The organism is Acidimicrobiales bacterium, assembly GCA_041394185.1.
GTDB lineage: Bacteria > Actinomycetota > Acidimicrobiia > Acidimicrobiales > Poriferisodalaceae > JAAETH01.
Window position 1 is genome coordinate 14,321 of sequence record JAWKIQ010000003.1, and the last position, 19,564, is coordinate 33,884.

Annotated in this window: 15 protein-coding genes; 11 read left to right on the plus strand and 4 right to left on the minus strand. The window is 66.0% G+C overall.

The window, feature by feature from the left end; all coding sequences use genetic code 11:
• The first annotated feature begins 29 nt into the window (after window positions 1-29).
• The 10 genes from R2770_13635 (at window position 30) to R2770_13680 (ending at window position 13,093) form a co-directional block, all read left to right on the plus strand.
• On the plus strand, window positions 30-2,447 hold the full coding sequence (locus R2770_13635; protein ID MEZ5281497.1) for an HAD-IB family hydrolase: 2,418 nt from the start codon (window positions 30-32) through the stop codon (window positions 2,445-2,447).
• On the plus strand, window positions 2,444-4,030 hold the full coding sequence (locus R2770_13640) for a lactate racemase domain-containing protein (GenBank protein MEZ5281498.1): 1,587 nt from the start codon (window positions 2,444-2,446) through the stop codon (window positions 4,028-4,030). Before R2770_13635 ends, R2770_13640 begins: the two co-directional genes overlap by 4 nt.
• 13 nt (window positions 4,031-4,043) lie before the next feature.
• Window positions 4,044-5,033: a lysophospholipid acyltransferase family protein gene (locus R2770_13645; GenBank protein MEZ5281499.1), complete on the plus strand. Its 990-nt coding sequence runs from the start codon at window positions 4,044-4,046 to the stop codon at window positions 5,031-5,033.
• 22 nt (window positions 5,034-5,055) lie between these two features.
• The gene (locus R2770_13650; GenBank protein ID MEZ5281500.1) at window positions 5,056-5,982 is read left to right on the plus strand and encodes an ABC transporter ATP-binding protein; all 927 of its coding nucleotides are present in this window, start codon (window positions 5,056-5,058) and stop codon (window positions 5,980-5,982) included.
• The gene (locus tag R2770_13655) at window positions 5,979-6,755 is read left to right on the plus strand and encodes an ABC transporter permease (protein ID MEZ5281501.1); all 777 of its coding nucleotides are present in this window, start codon (window positions 5,979-5,981) and stop codon (window positions 6,753-6,755) included. The genes R2770_13650 and R2770_13655 overlap by 4 nt, the downstream gene beginning before the upstream one ends.
• A complete protein-coding gene (locus tag R2770_13660; protein ID MEZ5281502.1) occupies window positions 6,752-7,543 on the plus strand; it encodes an ABC transporter permease in 792 nt (263 codons plus the stop codon). The genes R2770_13655 and R2770_13660 overlap by 4 nt, the downstream gene beginning before the upstream one ends.
• 83 nt (window positions 7,544-7,626) lie before the next feature.
• Window positions 7,627-10,770 carry a hypothetical protein gene (locus R2770_13665; GenBank protein MEZ5281503.1) on the plus strand — a complete coding sequence of 1,048 codons (3,144 nt, stop codon included), beginning with the start codon at window positions 7,627-7,629 and terminating at the stop codon, window positions 10,768-10,770.
• Between the two features lie 12 nt (window positions 10,771-10,782).
• Window positions 10,783-11,502, plus strand: coding sequence for a sulfite exporter TauE/SafE family protein (locus tag R2770_13670; protein MEZ5281504.1), 720 nt, complete (start codon window positions 10,783-10,785; stop codon window positions 11,500-11,502).
• Window positions 11,503-11,531: 29 nt separating this feature from the next.
• Window positions 11,532-11,951, plus strand: coding sequence for a hypothetical protein (locus tag R2770_13675; GenBank protein ID MEZ5281505.1), 420 nt, complete (start codon window positions 11,532-11,534; stop codon window positions 11,949-11,951).
• A gap of 623 nt (window positions 11,952-12,574) precedes the next feature.
• On the plus strand, window positions 12,575-13,093 hold the full coding sequence (locus R2770_13680) for a methyltransferase domain-containing protein (GenBank protein ID MEZ5281506.1): 519 nt from the start codon (window positions 12,575-12,577) through the stop codon (window positions 13,091-13,093).
• A gap of 5 nt (window positions 13,094-13,098) precedes the next feature.
• Here R2770_13680 and R2770_13685 read toward each other — a convergent pair whose 3' ends face one another.
• The 4 genes from R2770_13685 to R2770_13700 all read right to left on the minus strand — a co-directional run bounded on the left by R2770_13685 (window position 13,099) and on the right by R2770_13700 (window position 16,996).
• Entirely contained in the window at window positions 13,099-14,286 is a 1,188-nt protein-coding gene (locus R2770_13685) for a UxaA family hydrolase (protein MEZ5281507.1), read from the minus strand.
• Window positions 14,286-14,636, minus strand: a complete 351-nt coding sequence (locus R2770_13690) for a UxaA family hydrolase (GenBank protein ID MEZ5281508.1) — start codon at window positions 14,634-14,636, stop codon at window positions 14,286-14,288. Before R2770_13690 ends, R2770_13685 begins: the two co-directional genes overlap by 1 nt.
• 50 nt (window positions 14,637-14,686) lie before the next feature.
• A complete protein-coding gene (locus tag R2770_13695) occupies window positions 14,687-16,150 on the minus strand; it encodes an OmpA family protein (GenBank protein MEZ5281509.1) in 1,464 nt (487 codons plus the stop codon).
• Window positions 16,151-16,261: 111 nt separating this feature from the next.
• Window positions 16,262-16,996, minus strand: coding sequence for a GntR family transcriptional regulator (locus R2770_13700; protein ID MEZ5281510.1), 735 nt, complete (start codon window positions 16,994-16,996; stop codon window positions 16,262-16,264).
• Between the two features lie 51 nt (window positions 16,997-17,047).
• On the opposite strand from R2770_13700, the gene R2770_13705 reads away from it, so the two are divergent.
• Complete coding sequence (locus R2770_13705; protein MEZ5281511.1) at window positions 17,048-19,390, plus strand: aconitate hydratase; 2,343 nt, start codon at window positions 17,048-17,050, stop codon at window positions 19,388-19,390.
• Window positions 19,391-19,564: the final 174 nt, after the last annotated feature.

Consider the following 19,564-nt stretch of genomic DNA (forward strand, 5'->3'; position numbering starts at 1 on the left):
TTGGTAAGTGGTGTGCTAGAAAACTGATCGTGATCGCTGAAGCCCTGGCGGGCAAGAGAATCGCCGTCACCGGCTCGACCGGCTTCCTCGGCACCGCTCTGGTCGAGCGACTGCTGCGCGGCGCGCCCGAATGCCAGCTGGTGCTTCTGGTGCGCCCGCCCAGGCGTGGCGACGTGCAGCGCCGAGTCGACCGCGAGATCTTGAAGAACGACGCGTTCGACCGGCTGCGCGAAGAGTGGGGCGACCAGTTCGACTCCATTTGTGCAGGTCGCATCCAGGTGGTGGCCGGCGACGTCGGCACCGATGGTTTGGGCCTCAACGACGAAGACCGGGCCACCTTTGCGTCTTGCGACATCGTCATCCATTCCGCGGCCACCGTGTCTTTCGACAACCCGCTGGACACATCGGTCGAGATCAACCTGCTGGGCCCCAACCGCATCCTCAATTTGCTGCAGGAAGAAGGGGTCAGGCCCCACTTCATCGCCGTCAGCACGTGTTATGTGGCGGGCAACAGGCGGGGCAAGGCCGCAGAAGAGTTCCTGATCGAGACGCCCTTCCACATCCAGGTCGACTGGCGGGCCGAGGTGGCCGCCGCGCGCCGCACCCGCTCTGACCTTGAGGCCCACAGCCGGGTTCCTCACATGCTGAAGCAGTTCGGCAAAGAGGCCCGCGAAGAGCTCGGGGCGGCGGGCATTCCGTTGCTGAGCGCCAAGACCGAGCAGCGCCGTACGGCGTGGGTCAACAAGCGCATGGTCGACGCCGGTCGCAGCCGGGCCACGTCGCTTGGCTGGCCCGACGTCTACACCTATTCGAAGGCGCTGGGCGAGCAGGCCCTGCTCGAGTTGCACGGCGAGATTCCGCTCAGCATCGTGCGGCCCTCGATCATCGAGTCGGCCTGGGCCGATCCCAAGCCGGGTTGGATACGTGGCTTCCGTATGGCCGAGCCGCTCATCGTCAGCTTCGCCAAGGGCGAGCTGAACCAGTTTCCCGGCTATCCCGAGGGTGTTGTCGACGTGATCCCGGTCGACATGGTGGCCGCCACCATCTGCGCCGTCGCAGCCCACGGGCCCGGCAAGCCGGGCCCCAACGACACAGCCCCCGGCAAGCCGGGCCCCAACGACACAGCCGCCGGCAAGCCGGCGATTTTCCAGGTTGCGTCTGGTGCCGTCAATCCGCTCCTGTACAAGGTGCTGACCTCCACCACCAAGGATTGGTTCACCGAGAACCCGATCTACGACAGCAAGGGCAACGCCATTGCGGTCGAGGAGTGGAAGTTCACCGGTGCCAGCGGCCTCGAGGAAAAGCTCGAGCGTGTCCAGAAGGTGATGGATGTCGCCGAAAAGGCGGTCAACACCCTGCCGATCCGGGGCAGCAAGGCACGGGTCACCGAGAAGCTGGCCGAGCAGCGTCGGGTCGTCGACCAGGCCCACGGCTATGTGCAGATCTACGGCGCCTACGGTCGATGCGAGGCGCTGTACCAGATCGACAATACCCGCTCGTTGTGGGCGACACTGAACGACACCGACCGTCGAGATTTTGCGTTCGACCCCGAGGTCATCGACTGGAAGCACTACATCCGCAACGTGCATCTGCCAACGGTGGTCATCCAGGCCCGCGTCAAGATGAAGCCCGATCGACGCATAGGCCCCAGCCGCGAAGAGCGCCTGCGCCAGCAGGTGCTGGATCAGCGCCGGTCGTTTGCCGCTTTCGATCTCGAGAACACCCTCATCGCCTCGAACGTGGTCGAAAGCTACGCGTGGCTGGCGACCCGGCACCTAGACACGTCGCAGCGGGCCCGGTTTGCCCTGCGCACCATCGCCGAGGGGCCGGGCTTGTGGAGCCGCGACCGCCGCGACCGCACCGACTTCTTGCGCTATTTCTACCGGCGCTATCGCGGTGCTTCGGTCGAGCAGCTGGACACCGACGCCCAGGAACTGCTCAGCGCACTCATCATCACCAAGTCGTTTCCCGCCGCGATGCGCCGTGTGCGGGCCCACAAGGCAGCCGGCCATCGCACGGTGTTGATCACGGGCGCCCTCGAGCTGGCGGTCAAGCCGCTGGAGCCCCTGTTCGACGACATCATCGCGGCCCGCATGGACTCGCGGAACGGTCGCTACACCGGCGAGATGCTGGACGTTCCTCCCACCGGCGAGGTCCGCGCCCAGGTGATGCTCGAATGGGCCGACCGTCACGGCCTCGACCTCAAGGAAGGCGTGGCCTACGCCGACTCGGCGTCGGATCTGCCGATGCTGGAGGCCGTGGGCTACCCGGTGGCGGTCAACCCCGAGACACGACTGGCCACCATCGCAGACAAGCGGGGCTGGTTGACCGAACAATGGACCAAGTCGCCGGGCGGGCCCCGCCCGCTGCTGCCCATGTCCACCCGCACCCGCACCCCTCACCTCGACGACCGCCGGTTGTCACGTTCTTCAGGAGCCCGTCGATGAGCCCCCGCCCCGGTCTGGTCCTCGAAGTCGAGCGCACCACTCCCCCGATCCTGTTCCACCACGGCGAGGGCTTCCGGTTCGAGAAGCTGCCCACCGGCAGCCGCGTGGTGTATCCCAACGAACCCCTCGAGCCGATCGAAGACGTCGACGGTGCCATCACCAACGCCTTGCTGAACCCATTGGGCGACCAGAAGCCGTTGCCCGATCTGCTGTTCAGCGGCATGAAGTTGACCATCGCCTTCGACGATGTGTCGCTGCCGCTGCCGCCCATGCAGGCGCCCGACATTCGCGGTCGCATCATCGAAAAGGTGCTGGACCTGGCCGCGGCGGCGGGTGTCGACGACGTCGAGATAATCGCCGCTTTGGCCCTTCACCGCCGCATGACCGAAGCCGAGTTGCGCCACGCGGTGGGCGACCGGGTCTACGACGCGTTTGCGCCCTACGGCCAGCTGTACAACTTCGACGCCGAAGACCCGGACGGCCTGATCATCTTGGGCACCACCAAACATGGCGAGGAGGTGCAGATCTCCAAGCGGGCGGCCGAGTCCGACCTGGTGGTTTACGTCAACATCAACCTGGTGTCGCTGGACGGCGGCCACAAGAGCGTCGCCACCGGCCTGTCTGGCTACCAGGGCATCCGCCACCACCACAACGTCCACACGATGCGCAACTCGAAGTCGTTCATGGACAACAAGAACTCCGAGCTGCACACCCGCAACTGGCGTCAGGGCCGCCTGATCAAGGAACACCTGAACGTGTTCCAGATCGAGACCACCCTCAACACCGACACCTTCCCGTCGCCGTTCGAGTTCCTGCAAAAGCGCGAGTGGGAGATGACCGCCAAAGACCGCGCCATGCTGCTGGGCACCAAGAAGGCGCTCGACAAGATGCCCGTGTCGATGGCCCGCAAGATCATGCACGGAATCCGCTCGCCCTATGGCCTGACGTCAATTCAGGCCGGCGAGGTCGAGGCGGTGCACGAGGTCACCATCGACAACGTCTACAAGCAACAGCTGGTGCGCGTAGAGGGCCAGACCGACATCTTGACCATGGGCCTGCCCTACGTCGGGCCCTACAACGTCAACTCGGTGCTGAACCCCGTCCTGGTGGCGTGCCTGGGGCTGGGCTATTTCTTCAACCTGTACAAGGGCAAGCCGTTGGTGCGCGAGGGCGGTGTGGTCATCATCACCCACCCCACGCCGTGGGAGTTCCACCCGGTGCACCACCCGAGCTACATCGACTTCTTCGAGGAGGTGCTGGCCGACAGCACCGACCCCGAGGTCATCGAGGCCAAGTACGAGAAGCGCTATGCAGAAGACGAGTGGTATCGCCATCTGTACCGCACCAGCTACGCCTACCACGGCGTGCACCCGTTCTACATGTGGTACTGGACCGCGCACGCCCTCGAACACCTGAGCCAGGTCATCATCGTCGGCGGCGAACGGCGAGCCGTGCAGCGTCTGGGTTTCCGGGCTGCGACCACCATGAACGATGCTCTCGAGATGGCGTCCGAAACCGTGGGACGCCAGCCGACGCTGACACACGTCCACAATCCGCCTCTGCTGATGGCAGACGTGGTCTGAGCGGCGGGTTCCAGTGGCCACCCTCAGCAAGAACACCGATCTCAACAAGACCAAGGCCGTCAAACACCTGTGGAAGACGGGCCGGCGTGCCGCATCGCTGCCTCGCCAAGCCGCGGTCAAGACCCAGTTCCCCTTGCGCTCTGCTCCGACCCCTCACGTGGTCGACCCTCTGCCGTCCAAGGTCGGGGCCAACTACGACACCGAGTGGGCCCGCCGCCCAGGGGCTCGCCTGACCCGCCGGGTGTTCCTGAATACGGTCTGGGAACCGGTCATCACCTACTACGCCGAGCCGACGGTCCGAAACGCAGACCGCCTGAAGGCCCTGGGTGGGTCTGGCGCAATCTTCGCCTCCAACCACCACAGCCACGCCGACACGATCGTCATGATGACGGCCCTTCCCAAGCCGTGGCGCAACCGGCTGTTCATTGGAGGTGCGGCCGACTATTTCTTCACCTCGCGGCCAACCAGCGTGCTTTCGGCGCTGTTCATAGGCGCGGTGCCGATCTCGCGCACGGGCATCAGCCGCCGCACCATCGAACAACCCATCAAGCTGCTGAAGAAAGACTGGTCGATGGTGATCTACCCCGAGGGGGGTCGTTCCCAAGACGGTTGGGCTCAGGACTTCAAGGCCGGCGTCGCCTTCTTGTCCAAGCAGTCTGGTGCGCCGGTGGTGCCGGTTCACATCGATGGCACCGGTTCGGTCATGCCCAAGGGCCAGAACTGGCCCACCAGGGCCAAGGTGTCGGTGAACTTCGGCCAGCCGATGCACATGCTCGAGGGCGAGACCAACCAGCAGTTCACCGACCGCATCGAGGCCGCCATCGCCCTGCTGGCCGACGAGAACGAAACAGACTGGTGGACCGCCCGCCTGCGCCAGGCTCAGGGCCAGACCCCAAGCCTGCAGGGCCCCGAGGTTTCGCCATGGCGCCGCAAGTGGGCCACCAAGAGCCGTCGCCGCGTGCACGCTCCTTCGATGCGCCGCAAACGCTGGCCCTTCGTCTGAGCGGCAGGATCTGACCACCTAGATGAACCAGCCGCTCATTACCGCCCGCTCGCTCGTCAAGCGTTTCGGCAGCTTCGTGGCCGTCGACGGGATCGACATCGACGTGCAACCCGGCGAGGCGTTCGGTTTCCTCGGACCAAACGGGGCCGGCAAGACATCGACCATGCGCATGATCGGTTGTGTCTCGGCGGTCAGCGACGGCACCCTGCGCATCTTCGGCCTGGACCCGGCCAAGGACGGACGCCAGATCCGCTCACGAATCGGGGTGGTTCCCCAGCTCGACCAGCTCGACGCCGAGCTGACGGTCGAGGAGAACCTGGTCATCTACGCCAGATACTTCGACATCTCCAAGGCCGAGGCGCGCCGCCGGGCCGTCGACCTGCTCGAGTTCGTGCAACTGACCGAGAAGTCGGGCGAGAAGGTCGATCATCTGTCGGGCGGCCAGAAGCGTCGGGTCAGCATCGCCCGCTCGCTCATCAGCGAGCCCGAGCTGTTGTTGCTGGATGAGCCGACCACCGGCCTCGACCCCCAGGCCAGACACGTCCTGTGGGATCGCCTGTACCGGTTGAAAGACCGCGGCGCCACGCTGGTGCTGACCACCCACTTCATGGACGAGGCCGAGCAACTGTGCGACCGCCTGGTCGTCATGGACCGCGGCAAGATCGTCGCCGAAGGTTCGCCGCGCGAGCTGATCGCGACCTACTCGACCCGCGAGGTCCTCGAGATGCGATTCGGCCGCACCCGAGACAGCGCGGTCCTCGAACAGATTCACCAGCTTGGTGAACGGGTCGAAGAACTGCCCGACCGCGTGCTGGTCTATGCCGCCGACGGCGAGGCTGCACTGGCCGCTTTGCGCGGCCGCAATGTCGTGCCCGACAGCGCACTGGTGCGCCGCAGCAGCCTCGAAGACGTGTTCTTGCGCCTCACCGGCCGCTCGCTGGCCGAATGACCCCGGCTCTGCGAGTCGCCTATCGCGACCTGGTCATCTACCGGCGCATCTGGCGCGCCAACCTGGTCGGAGCCGTGTTCCAGCCGCTGATGTATCTGCTGGGTGTGGGCTTGGGCGTCGGGTCGCTGGTCGACAGTGGTCCCGGTTCGGACGCCGCCCTGGGCGGGGTCTCGTATCTGGCGTTCTACGCGTCGGCGGTCATGGCCACCACCGCCATGTTCACGTCCAGCCAAGAGTCGCTGTGGCCGGCGATGGACGGCTTCAAGTGGTCGAACGCCTACCGGGCCATGGTCGCCACGCCACTCGAACCATCTGACGTCGCAGTTGGCCTGGGGGCATATCACGCAGCGCGTGCAGCCATCGGAGCGATCGGTGTAGCGCTGGTCTTGTTGTTGTTCGACGACACCAGGTCGCTTGGCCTGCTGGCAGCGGTGCCCGCCGCCGTGCTCACCGGCCTGGCCTTTGCCATGCCGCTGACCGCATGGACATCCACCCGCGACACCGACACTTCGTTTCCGGCCATCATGCGGTTCGTCATATTGCCCATGTTCTTGTTCGGCGGCGTCTTCTACCCCATCGAGCAGCTCCCAGGCTGGCTGCAGCCCGTGGCCTGGGTCACCCCGCTTTGGCACGGCGTCGAGTTGTGCCGTGGGGCGACGCTGGGCACTTGGACCATGCCCTCAGCACTGGTGCACCTGGGCGTCCTGCTGGCCTTTGCCGGCGGCGGCACCTTCATCGCCACCCGCACGTTCACCCGGGCCCTGCGACCATGACCGCCAGGATCGTGCCGGCGGTGTTGCTCGACGTTCGGCGTCCACAGCGGCTCATCGAGCGCAGCACCATGGTCTACAGGCGCTCGCCGCTAATCATCCTCAGCGGCTTCTTCGAGCCGATGTTCTACCTGTTGTCGATGCGTGTGGGCCTGAGCAGCCTCATCGGTGGCGTCGAGGTCGCCGGCAAGCTGGTGCCATACGCCGAGTTCGTCGCCCCCGGCCTGATGGCGTCGGCCGCGATGAACGGGGCGATCTATGACTCGACCATGAACGTCTTCCACAAGTGGAAACACGCCAAGCTCTACGACTCGCTGCTTGCGACACCGCTCAGCGCAGGCGATGTTGCGGTGGGCGAGATCGGGTGGGCGGTGCTGCGCGGCCTCATGTACTCGACGGCGTTCCTGGCCACGATGCTTGCGCTGGGCATGGTGGGTTCGCCGTGGATGGTCCTGTCTATTCCCGTGTGTGTGTTGATCGGCGCTGCGTTCGCTTCGATGGGCATGGCGCTCACCACATTCATGCGCTCGTGGGCCGATTTCGAGTACGTGCCGGCCGCCACCCTGCCGCTGTTCTTGTTCTCGGCGACCTTCTATCCGGTGTCGGCATATGGCGACTGGAGCTGGGTTGTCCAGCTCAGCCCGCTCTACCACGGCGTCGAGATGATCAGGGCAGCCAACGCCGGGGTGCTCGAGCCCGTGCTGCTGGTCCATGCCGCCGTGCTGGTCGGTCTCGCTCTGGCCGGGGTGACGGTTACCGCCCAACGGATCGAACGCCTTCTGCTCAGCTAGCCGGGGGCGGCGCAAACTCTGCAACGCGGCGCCAAAGCGAATAACGTCGCTGCGTCGCGCAGCACTCAGATCGGATCTCCAACATGACCATCGTCGACCCAGCCCTGCTCGGACAAATCCGATATCGCTGCATCGGCCCAACCCGCGGCGGACGTGTAGTGGCCGTCGCCGCATCCCCAACCGAGCAGGCGGTGTTCTACTTCGGCGGTGCCGCAGGCGGGGTATGGAAGACCGACGACGCCGGGCTGTACTGGCAGAACGTCACCGATGGCTTCCTCACATCGGCCTCCATCGGCGCCCTGGCGGTGGCACCCAGCGACGGCAATGTGATCTATGCCGGCACCGGCGAGGCCACCATCCGCATCGACGTCAGCCACGGCGACGGCGTATATCGCTCCACCGACGCCGGCCGGTCGTGGGCCCACGTGGGTCTGCCCCAGTCGCGACACATAGGCGCCATAGCCGTCGATCCCACCGACGCCGACACCGTGTTCGTTGCCGCTCTGGGACACATGTCGAAGGACAACCCCGAACGCGGCCTCTATCGCTCTACCGACGGCGGCGACACGTGGGAACTCGTGTTGCACGTTGCCGACAACGCCGGGGCCGTCGACGTGTCGATCGACTCGCTCAACCCGCGCATCGTCTATGCCACCACGTGGCAGACGAGGCGCACCTTCTGGTCCATCGACAGCGGTGGGCCCGGGTGCGGCCTGTGGCGCTCGCTCGACGGCGGCACCACCTGGCAGAACCTGTCGGCCAACAAGGGCATGGCAACCGGTGTTCTGGGCAAGATCGGCGTTGCGGCATCGCCGGCCCAAGCCGGGCGTGTGTGGGCAGTCGTCGAGGCCGAAGGCCGCAAGCGTGGGCTGTACAGATCCGACGACTACGGCGACACATGGCAGCAGGTTTCGGCCAAGCCCGAGCTGTGCTGGCGCCCGTGGTACTACCAGCACGTAACCGCCCACCCGACCGACCCCGACACCGTGTTCGTCATGAACATGAAGGCCTGGAAGTCGGTCGACGGTGGCGCCAACTTCGAAGAGTTCCACACCCCTCACGGCGACAATCACGGATTGTGGATCGACCCCGTCAACCCCGACCGGATGATCGGCTGCGACGACGGCGGCGCCTGGGTGTCGCTGAACGCGGGCCGGTCGTGGTCGTCGATCTACAACCAGCCGACCGCGCAGTTCTACCACGTCGATGTCGACGACCAGTTTCCCTACCTGGTCTATGGCAGCCAGCAGGACAACTCGAGCATCGCCGTGCCGTCCAGCAACGGCAAGGGCGCCATCAACTGGGCCGACTGCTACCCGCCAGGCACCGCCGAGAGCGGCTACGTGGCCGTGAAGCCAGGCGACCCCAATGTCGTATACGTCGGCGCCATCGGCAGCTCGCCTGGTGGCGGAGATGCCCTGCAGCGCTACGACCACAAGACCGGCCAGATCCAGCTGGTGAGCGTGTGGCCCGAGGGTTCCCACGACGGCAACTCGGCCGAGGTCCGGTTCCAGTGGACCTACCCCATCATGTTCTGCCCCCACGACCCGGGGGTGCTGTACGCCTGCGGCAACAAGGTGTTCAGAACCACGGACGAAGGCCACTCGTGGGAAGCCATCAGCGGTGACCTCACCTATGCAGACCCCGACACCATGGGCGTATCGGGGCCGCTCACCATGGACACCGCCGGCGCCGAGATGTACGCGACCATCTTCTCGTTCCTGCCGTCGGCTCATCGCAAGGGCACCCTCATGGCCGGGTCGGACGACGGCCTGGTGCACGTCAGCCACGACGACGGCGCCACCTGGAACAACGTCACCCCAGCCGGGCTGCCCAAGTTCAGCCAGGTGACGATGCTGGCCGAGTCGCCTCACGCCGAGGGCACCGTCTACATGACCGTGGCCCGCCACAAGATGGGCGACTACGCCCCCTACGTGTTCAAGACCACCGACTTCGGCCAAACCTGGCAGTCGATCGTCAACGGCCTGCCAGCCGACGACTTCTGCCGGGTGGTGCGCTGCGATCCGGCCCGGCCCGGGCTGCTGTATCTGGGCACAGAACTCGGTGTCTTCGTGTCGTTCGACGACGGCGACAACTGGCAGACCCTGCAAGCCAACCTGCCCGTCACCCCCGTGTACGACCTGTTGGTCAAGGGTTCGGATCTGGTGGTTGCCACCCACGGCCGCTCGATCTGGATTCTCGACGACCTCACTCAGATTCACCAGGTATACGACCGCTTCAGCGCCGACGAGCATCAGTTGCTGACCCCGCGCGACGCCTATCGGGCGCCCAAAGACCTGTTCGCCGACTTCTGGGGAACCAAGGGCGGCAAGAACTATCACGTCACCATCGGTCAGAACGCCACGTTCTACCTGGAAGAGGACGAAACGGGCCACCAGCGCAAGCGGGTTCTGGATGCGGGCGACGACCTCGAGCGGGGTGTTCGCATCACCTACTGGCTGGCGTCGAAACCCCAGGAGCCCGCCATCCTGACAATCCTCGATCACCAGGGCAACGAGGTCGACAGCTTCACCAGCATCATTCCCGAGAAGGCCCAGGACCGCGAGGGTCTCTACATAACGGCCGACCAGGGCATGAACGTGTTCCAGTGGCCCATGACCCACCGGCCGGGCGACAAGATGGTCGACACCGAGTTCCACGGCCGTCCGGGCGGGCCCTTGGCGTTGCCTGGCACCTACCAGGCTCGCCTCCAGGTCGGCGACTGGTCGATGACGCAGCCGTTCTCGCTGTTGAAAGACCCCAGGGTCGACACCCCAACCGAGCATCTGGTCGAGCAGTTCGAACTGCTGGTAGCCATCCGCGACAAGCTCAGCGAAATCGTCAGAGGCGTCAACCAGATCCGCTCGATCACCAAGCAGGTCACGCACTGGACTGAAAGGGTTGGCCAACTCGACACCGCCCAGGCCGCGCTCGACGCTCTGAGAGCTGTCGAGGACGAGTTGGTGCAACGCGAGTTCACCTCCGAGGGCGACACGCTGAACTATCGCGAGAAGCTGTTCGAGACGCTGTCTGGGTTGCCGCCCATCGTCAGCAGCGCAGACACCAGGCCGACCACACAGTCGTACGCCGTGTTCCAGAAGCTTTCCGGGCTGGCCGACGCACAACTCGAAGCGCTGCAGCACATCGTCGACACCGAGGTCGCCGCGGTGAACCAAGAGCTGGCAGCCAAGGGTGTTGGCTCGGCTGTGTCGGTCATCGGGACCTAGGCGAATACGCCCATGGAGCTGTTGACCCCGCTGCTGGTGCTGGCGGCGGTGTGGGTGTCGTTCACGGTCTCGGCCTCGGCCGGGCTGGGCGGCTCGCTGCTGATGGTGCCCACCCTGGCCCTGTTCTTGGGGTCCAAGGAAGGTGTTGCGCTGGCCGCTCTGCTGCTGGCATGCAACAACATCGCCAAGCTCATCGCGTACCGGCGCACCCTGCCGTTTCGAGCCGCGGCCGTGGTGGTGGCGCTGACCGTCGTCGGCGCGGCCCTGGGCTCGACGCTGCTGGTGAACGCGCCCGAGTGGGCGGTGACCGTTGGCGTGGTCACCATGTTCGCGGCCTCCCTAGTAGCCGAGCGCAGGCGCTTGGCCTGGCTGCGGCGGGGCTTCTCGCCGTTGCTGGCGTTCGCGTCGGGTGCGGCCAGCGGCTTCTCGGGCACCTCGGGGCCCCTCAAGGGCGTCGCCATTCGTAACCTCGACCTCGACCGGCGTCACTTCGTGGGGGCCGCTTCGCTGGCCTCGTTTGCAGGAGACGCCACCAAGACCGCCGTGTTCGCCGACGCCCAGCTGCTGGGCCGCACATCGGTGCTGGTGGCGCTGGCCGCGGTACCGCTCATGGCGCTGGGCACGTGGACCGGTGCCCGCCTGAACGAACGGGCGGGCGAACGCACCTTCGCCACGCTGTTCTGGACCGTCATGGCCGGATACACCGTGCGCCTGGGAGTGCTGCTGTTTTGAACCAGCACCAACCCTTCGGCGGCCGTTTCATGAGCCGCGGAATCACCTGGAAATCGGGTGTTGTCGCTGTGGTACTGGTCGTGGTTGCCGTGGTGGGAACGATGCTGTTGATCAAGAGCCAGCGTGAACCGCTGGGCGTCGAGGTGACGGTCACCTCCAGCGCCATTGTGGGCTCCGGCCCGTCTTGCGAGTTGCAGCTCGATCTTCAGATCGCCAACTCGGGCGACCGCGGGGTCCTCGTCTTGTCGGCCCACATCGACAACCTGGAAAACTCTAGTCGTGGCCTGATGGCTTCGATCGACCCCGGCGAAGCCGACGTTCGCACCTATGCCCTTCCGCTAGACCCGTGCCCGCCCAGCCCCCAAGCCCTAGGCCTGGGCGACGTCGTGGTCGTCTTTCGGTTGAGAGGTGGCAGCACCGAACACAGCGTCACCGCCACCATGGGTTGACCGACCGTGCCATCCGGTAGCTTCTACCGAGATCCAACGGGGACGGGGTGAGCAAATGCCAGAGCGGCCGATTGTCGAGGGTGTAGACCAAGACGAGCTGAAGATGTTCAGCTTCCAGGTCTGGACATACAAGCAGGGCGAGATGGTGTCGGCCATGATCAACCTGGGCGACCGGCTCGATCTGTTCCGCCACCTACGCGCCCTAGGACGAGCCGACAGCCAGACCCTCGCCGATGCCGCCGGGTGCAACGAACGGTTCGTGCGCGAATGGTTGCTCGGTGTGGCTGCAGCACGCCTGATCGTCCACCACGACGACTCGACCTTCGAGCTGACCCCGGTGCAGGCCGCCGTCTTGGCCGACGAGGAAGAGTCGATCGCCTTTTCGGCGGGCGCGTTTCGTGGTGGCTTCTCGGTCGAGACCATGGACGCGCTCGAAGAGTCGTTCCGCACGGGCATTGGCATCACATACGAGCAACAGGGCCCGTCCGCGGCCGCCGGTTTGGCGCGCATGACCTCACCCTGGGCCAGGCACGGGCTGACAACTGCGATTCTGCCCGCCATCGAAGGGCTGGTCGAGCAGCTCGAGGCGGGCATTCACGTCGCCGACATCGGCTGTGGTGGCGGTGTGCTGGCATGCGCGCTGGCCCGCCACTATCCCAACTCCACCATCGTCGGCTACGACCCCTCGCGCGCACGCCATCGAACTGGCCCGCGAGCGGGCGGCCGAGGAAGGCCTCGACAACGTCACGTTCAAGCTGGCGTTCGCCGAGGACGTTCCAGACGAGCCGACGTTCGACTTCATCGCCACCTTCGACGTGCTGCACGACATGCCCCACCCAGACCGCGCCATCGCTGCTGTCAAGAAGTCGCTCAAGCCAAACGGCGTGTGGCTGGTCAAAGACATCCGCAGCTCCGGCGACTGGCATCAGGACGTCAAGAACCCGCTGCTGCCGATGTTCTACGGCTTCTCGATTACGTCGTGCCTGCAATCGGCGATGTCGGTGAAGGGTGGCATGGGGCTGGGCACCCTGGGCCTTCACCCCGCCAAGGCCGAGGAGATGATGCGCGAAGCCGGCTTCGGCCACTTCCAGACCCACGACGTGGGCGACCAGGCCAACCTGTACTACGAGGTGCGCCACTAGGCGCCCTACATCACTGCGCCAACTACCCAGGGGGCAAACTCGTTGTGGCCATAACCGAGGGCTTCGCTCTTGGTGCGGGCGCCCGAGGCCACCCTCAAGATCTCGGCGAAGATCCTCTCGCCCATCTCCTCGACCGAGACGCCACTGTCCAGCACGGCCCCGCAGTTGATGTCGATGTCGTCGCGTTGACGTTCGAACAAGGCCGTGGTTGTCGACAACTTCAACGATGGCGCGGGCACACAGCCATAGGCCGAACCTCGGCCGGTGGTGAAGCACACGATGTTGGCGCCCGACGCAACCTGGCCAGTGACCGACACCGGGTCATAACCGGGGCTGTCCATGAACACGAATCCCGGGGTGTCGATCTGTTCGCCGTACCCGTACACGCCCATCAGCCCCGACGTGCCACTCTTGGCCACCGCACCCAAAGACTTCTCGAGGATGGTGGTGAGCCCGCCCGCCTTGTTGCCAGGAGAGGGGTTGTTGTCCATGGTGCCGTGGTTGCGAGCCGTGTAGTCCTCCCACCAGGAGATGCGATCCAGCAGGGCTCTGGCGATCTCGGGCGTGGCGGCCCGGCTGGTCAGCAGGTGTTCGGCGCCGTAGATCTCGGGGGTCTCCGACAAGATCGCCGTACCGCCGTGACGCACCAAGATGTCGGCTGCGGCACCAAGAGCCGGGTTGGCGGTGATGCCCGAGTAGCCGTCGGACCCGCCGCACTGCAGCCCCAACTTCAGATGAGACACCGGCACCGGCTGTCTCTGGACGTCTGTGGCCGAGGCCATCATCGACTCGACGATCTTCGAGCCCGCCTCGACGCATGCGCTGGTGCCGCCGACGTCCTGAATGTTCAGCGTGCGAAACCGGTCGCTGTCTGCCAGTCCGTGGATGTCGACGATGTCGGCCACCTGGTTTGCCTCACAACCCAGGCCCACCAACAACACGCCACCGAAGTTGGGGTGGCTGGCGAAACCCGCCAGCGTTCGACGCAGCAGGTCGATGCCCTCGCCCGTCGATCCCATGCCACAACCGGTGCCATGGGTCAGCGCCACCACACCGTCGAAGCTCGACCGACCCGAAACGTCCGAGGTCGCCTGAACTCGATCGGCGATCATGCGCGCCACCGTCGCCGAGCAGTTGACCGTCGACAACACGGCCAGGTAGTTACGAGTGGCGATGCGTCCGTCTGAGCGCACTATCGCCTCGAAGGTCGCAGGCGTGCCGCGCCGACGGTCGGCCTGTAGGCCGAGCCCAGGTCGTATTCGACGGCGACGTCGGCCATCGCCAGGTTGTGGGTATGTACGTGATCGCCCGCCGAGATCGGCTGCGTGGCAACCCCGATCACCTGCGAATAGCGCCGCACGGATCGGCCCACCTCGACGGCCTCCACCGCCAGCTTGTGGCCAGCGGGTATCGAGGCACGGGTGACCACGCGGGCACCGCCCGCCGTCACCGCCGATCCCGGCGCAAGGTCTACCAGGGCAACGGCGACGTCGTCGCCCGGATGCAGCCGCACGGCCCTGGCATTCAGGAACTGGACGCTCATCGAGACCTCGATTCAGGCCGGCGGTCTGTGGCGACCGCCGGCGACTGCTGCTAGACCACGACGTCGAACTCGATGCGGCGGTTCTGGGCTCGTCCTTCGGCGGTTCCGTTGTCGGCGATCGGCTGGCTCTCGCCGTTGCCCACCGCTCGCAATACGTCGGGATCGACACCGGCGTCGACCAGGTAGGCGACAACCGACTCGGCCCGGGCCTGAGACAACGCCTGGTTGCTGGCCGCGTCACCCTGGTCGTCGGTGTGACCCTCGACCGCGACGACAGTTCCCTCTGGAACCTCGGCCAGGGCGTCCACCAGGGTGTCGAGCTGTTCGGGGCCATCGGCCGGCAGGGCCGAAGAGCCCGAGGCGAAGTTGATCTGGATGCCGGCGAGCAACTCGTCCAGCGTCGACTGCAGTGCAGCCTGCTCTTCGCTCAGCTCTGCGTAGGTGAATCCATCGTCGAGTTCGAGGCCGAGCTGGCTGGCGAGGTCGGCCATGCCCGCAGCGATTGCGTCGCGGCTGGCTTCTGGCACCTGACCCTGCAGTCGCAGCAGGCCATCGGCGGTGCCACCGACCTCGAGTTGGTCGACCACATTGCCCGCCCCGAACAGAACGCCCGCCTGGGCTACGACGGCGGCCCGGGTCTCTTCGTCGGGAACGTTGCCGGTCAGGGTGACCACACCACCCTGCACGTCGAAGGTCACCACCGGCTCCTTGGGCGGCACGACCACCAGGGTGTTGATGACAGAGTCGATCAGGGGCAGGGCCGCAACCTCACGGCCGATGCGGGTGCGGGTGCTGACGTCTGGCACCTCGCCCTCGAGTCTCACGCTTATCGGGTTGGTGCTGGCCAGGGCCGCGTTGCGCAACCCCCCAACGCCGTTGGCCTCCAACACGGCCAGGGCGGCCCGGCGGCGCTCGTCGGCCGAGGTCCACACGATGGGGGCACCCTCGACGCCCTCCACAGCGAACTGGCGGGCGAACACATAGATCGTGCCGTCGATCACGTGGATGTCGCCTGGGTTGAGGCCCTGGGCGACCAGCTCGTCGACCACCCCGTTGAGGTCGCTGGGGTCTGGCATGACCGACTCACCCAGCTCGGGCTGTTCGCCACCGGCCCCATCCGGAGCCACGATCGCAATCGCCGACACCAGCGACATGTCGCCGATGAGGCCCTGGGCGGCGGCACGGGCGGCTGCGACGGTGGCAGCGTCTGCCGCAGTGCCCGCGAGTCGGATGCGACCCCCATCGAGGGTCGCCACGGCGTCGGTCAAGCCGGCCTCGCGCGCCGCGGCCGCGATTGCGTCGAGGTCGATGTCGCCCATGGCGGTCTGGTCGTCGGTCTGGCCGTCGGACTGGGCGGCTTGGCCACCCGCCGCACCGTCGACCGCATCGGGATCATCGCCGTTGTCGATGACGAGAAAGGCGCCGATCACCGCCAACGCAGCCAGGAACAAGAACAGCACCCACCCGCCGAACTTCCTCAGTTGTTCCTGCTCTTCTTCTGCTTCGTTGCTCATCTGCACGACCTGCTGCCAGGGCCGCCACCTCGTCGGCGGCACCACGGGGTCGGATTCTAGAACACCGCTGCCCGCCGCAGGTTCTCCCACCGGTGGGCCGACAGCGTGCCTCTATTCGACCAGCCGCAGGCCGGCCGGAGCCCAAGCTGCCGGCTCGTAGGGGAGGTCGGCCACGAACTCGGTCATGTGGGCGGCAAAGACGTGCTCGGCGAACAACACGGGTCGACCCTCTCGATCGAAGGTGGTGCGAGTGGCCCTCAGCAGCGGGCTGCCGGGTGGCACACGCAGCAGCCGAGCATCGGCGTCGTCGGCACCGACCGCCCCGATGCGCTGACGCGCACCGGCCACCTCGACGCCAAGCAGGTCAACGAACGGAGCAGCTACGACATCGTTACGGCTGAGGTCGTGGGCTAGTTCTGCAGGGCACCACACCGTCACCCGGGCGAACGGCTGGCCGTCGGCCAGGTGGCAGCGCTTCACCTCCAGAACATCCTCGGTGCCAAGCACCTCGGCCACCGAAGGTGGTGCCTTGACGTACGCAAACGCCAGCACCCGGCGCTCCGACCGCTTCCCCGATGCGATCAGCTGTGCCTCCAGGGTCGACAGAGCCGCCAGGTTCTGAGCGACCGGAGCCGTCGCACGAAACCAACCGAACCCCTGTCGCGAGTCGACCAGCCCCTCGTCGCGCAGCTGCTCGAGGGCGCGCCGAACCGTCACGCGGCTCACCTGGTGCGCAGCCCCCAACTCGCTCTCGGACGGCAACAGATCGCCGGGCGCGAACTCGTCGTTCTGCAGGCGGGCGCGAAGCTCGTCGGCAATCTGGCGGTATCGGATTGTCCGAGACACGATCCAACTCCCGTGAGGGGTACTTGTCATCTACTTGTATACACGTTTAGAATGACGGTTGAAAGTCTCGACCTGATCCATCCCCACGACCCCGGAGGACCACCCATGGCCGTCAGCGCCGAAACGCCCATCGAATTGATCCAAGGCGTCTACTCCACCCTCGACGAGCGCATCTCAGCGGGCCGCCAGAAGCTCGGTCGCCCCCTGACGCTGGCCGAGAAGATCCTCATCAACCACCTCGACTCGCCAGACCAAGAACTCGAGCGCGGCGCCAGCTACGTCGACCTTCGCCCCGATCGCGTCGCGATGCAGGACGCAACTGCACAGATGGCGTGGCTTCAGTTCATGACCGCGGGCCTCGACGAGGTCGCCGTGCCGACCACGACACACTGCGACCACCTCATCCAGGCGCGCGTCGACGGCAAGCGCGACCTGCTGGCCGCCAACGAGAACAACGAAGAGGTCTACGACTTCCTCGAATCGGTCTGCGCCAAGTACGGAGCCGGCTTCTGGAAGCCCGGCAGCGGCATCATCCACCAGGTCGTCCTCGAGCAGTACGCCTTCCCGGGCGGCATGATGATCGGCACCGACAGCCACACCCCGAACGCCGGCGGTCTCGGCATGATCGCCGTGGGCGTTGGCGGCGCCGACGCCGTCGACGTCATGACCAGCTTCCCGTGGAACGTGCGCTGGCCCAAGGCCATCGGCGTGAAGCTCACCGGCGAGCTCAGCGGCTGGGCTGCGCCCAAGGACGTCATCTTGAAGGTGGCCGAGATCCTCACCGTCAAGGGTGGCACCGGCGCCATCGTCGAATACTTCGGCCCTGGCGCGAACTCCATCAGCTGCACCGGCAAGGCCACAATCTGCAATATGGGCGCCGAGATCGGCGCCACCACCTCACTGTTCGGCTACGACGACGCCATGGCTCGCTATCTCAAGTCGACGGGCCGCGAAGCCGTGGCCGACGCCGCCAACGCGGTGGCCCACCACCTGCGTGCCGACGACGAGGTTCTGGCCAATCCCGAGCAGTACTACGACCAGGTCATCGAGATCGACCTGTCGAGCCTCACCCCCCACATCAACGGCCCCCACACCCCCGACCTCGCCCGCGAGGTGAAAGACCTGGGTGCAGAGGCCAGGGCCGAGGGCTGGCCCCTCGAGGTCAGCGCTGCCCTCATCGGGTCGTGCACCAACTCTTCCTATGAAGACATCACCCGGGCGGCTTCGATCGCCCGCGAGGCTGCGGCCAAGGGCCTCAAGGTCAAGACCCGCCTGCTCATCACTCCCGGCTCCGAACAGGTGCGCGCCACCATCGAGCGCGACGGCCTGCTGGCAGACTTCGAGGCCCTCGGGGCCACCGTGCTGGCCAACGCTTGCGGCCCGTGCATCGGCCAGTGGGATCGCTCCGAAGAGGCCGACCATCAGCCGGGCAAGCCCAACGTCATAGTCACCAGCTACAACCGCAACTTCCCCAAGCGCAACGACGGCGACCCGGCCACCCTGGCGTTCGTGACCTCACCCGAAACCGTGATGGCCCTGGCCCTGGCAGGCACGGTCGACTTCGATCCCATCAACGGCACGCTCACCAACGATGCAGGCGAGCAGGTCACCCTGTCGGTTCCGGTCGGCGTCGAGCTGCCCCCGTCGGGCTTCACCCCCGGCGAGAGCGGCTTCATCGCTCCGCCCGACGATTCCTCGTCGGTTCAGGTCCAGGTGTCGCCCACGTCCGACAGGCTCCAGCTGCTCGAGCCCTTCCCTGCATGGGATGGCAACGACTACACCAACCTGCCCGTGCTGGTGAAGGCCCAGGGCAAGTTCACCACCGACCACATCTCGATGGCGGGTCCGTGGCTCAAGTACCGCGGCCACCTCGAGAACATCTCGGGCAACCTGTACCTCGGCGCCGTCAACGCCTACCCCGGCTACGAGGTGGGCTACGGCAAGAACCAGCTCACCGGCGAGACCCAGACCTTCCCCGACATGGCCAAGGCCTACCACGAGGCCGGCCAGCAGTGGGTGGTCATCGGCGACGAGAACATGGGTGAGGGTTCGTCGCGCGAACACGCAGCCATGGAGCCCCGGTTCCGCAACGGCGTGGTCGCCATCGCCCGCTCGTTCGCCCGCATCCACGAGACCAACCTCAAGAAGCAGGGCATGGTCCCGTTGACCTTCGCCGACCCCGCTGACTACGACCGCATCGGCGAAGACGACCGCATCGGCATCGTCGGTTTGGCCGATCTGGCACCCGGCCAGCAGGTCACGGTCACCGTCACCCCGCCCAGCGGCGATACCTGGAGCTTCCAGACCAACCACACCTTCAGCCCAGAGCAAATCGAGTGGTTCAAGGCAGGCTCGGCTCTCAACATCATCCGGTCCAAGTCACAGGCGAACTAGCTCCGCCACCACCCCCAACAACACTCCGACATCCGGGCAGCATCTCGTTGCCCGGATGTCGCCGTATCTGGCCACTGTCTGACGGCGAAAACGGCGAAACCGGCCGCATTGGGCCGGTTTCCACCTTGCCATCACGGATTGGGGGAAATCCGGAGGCATAGATTCCCGGGCTTC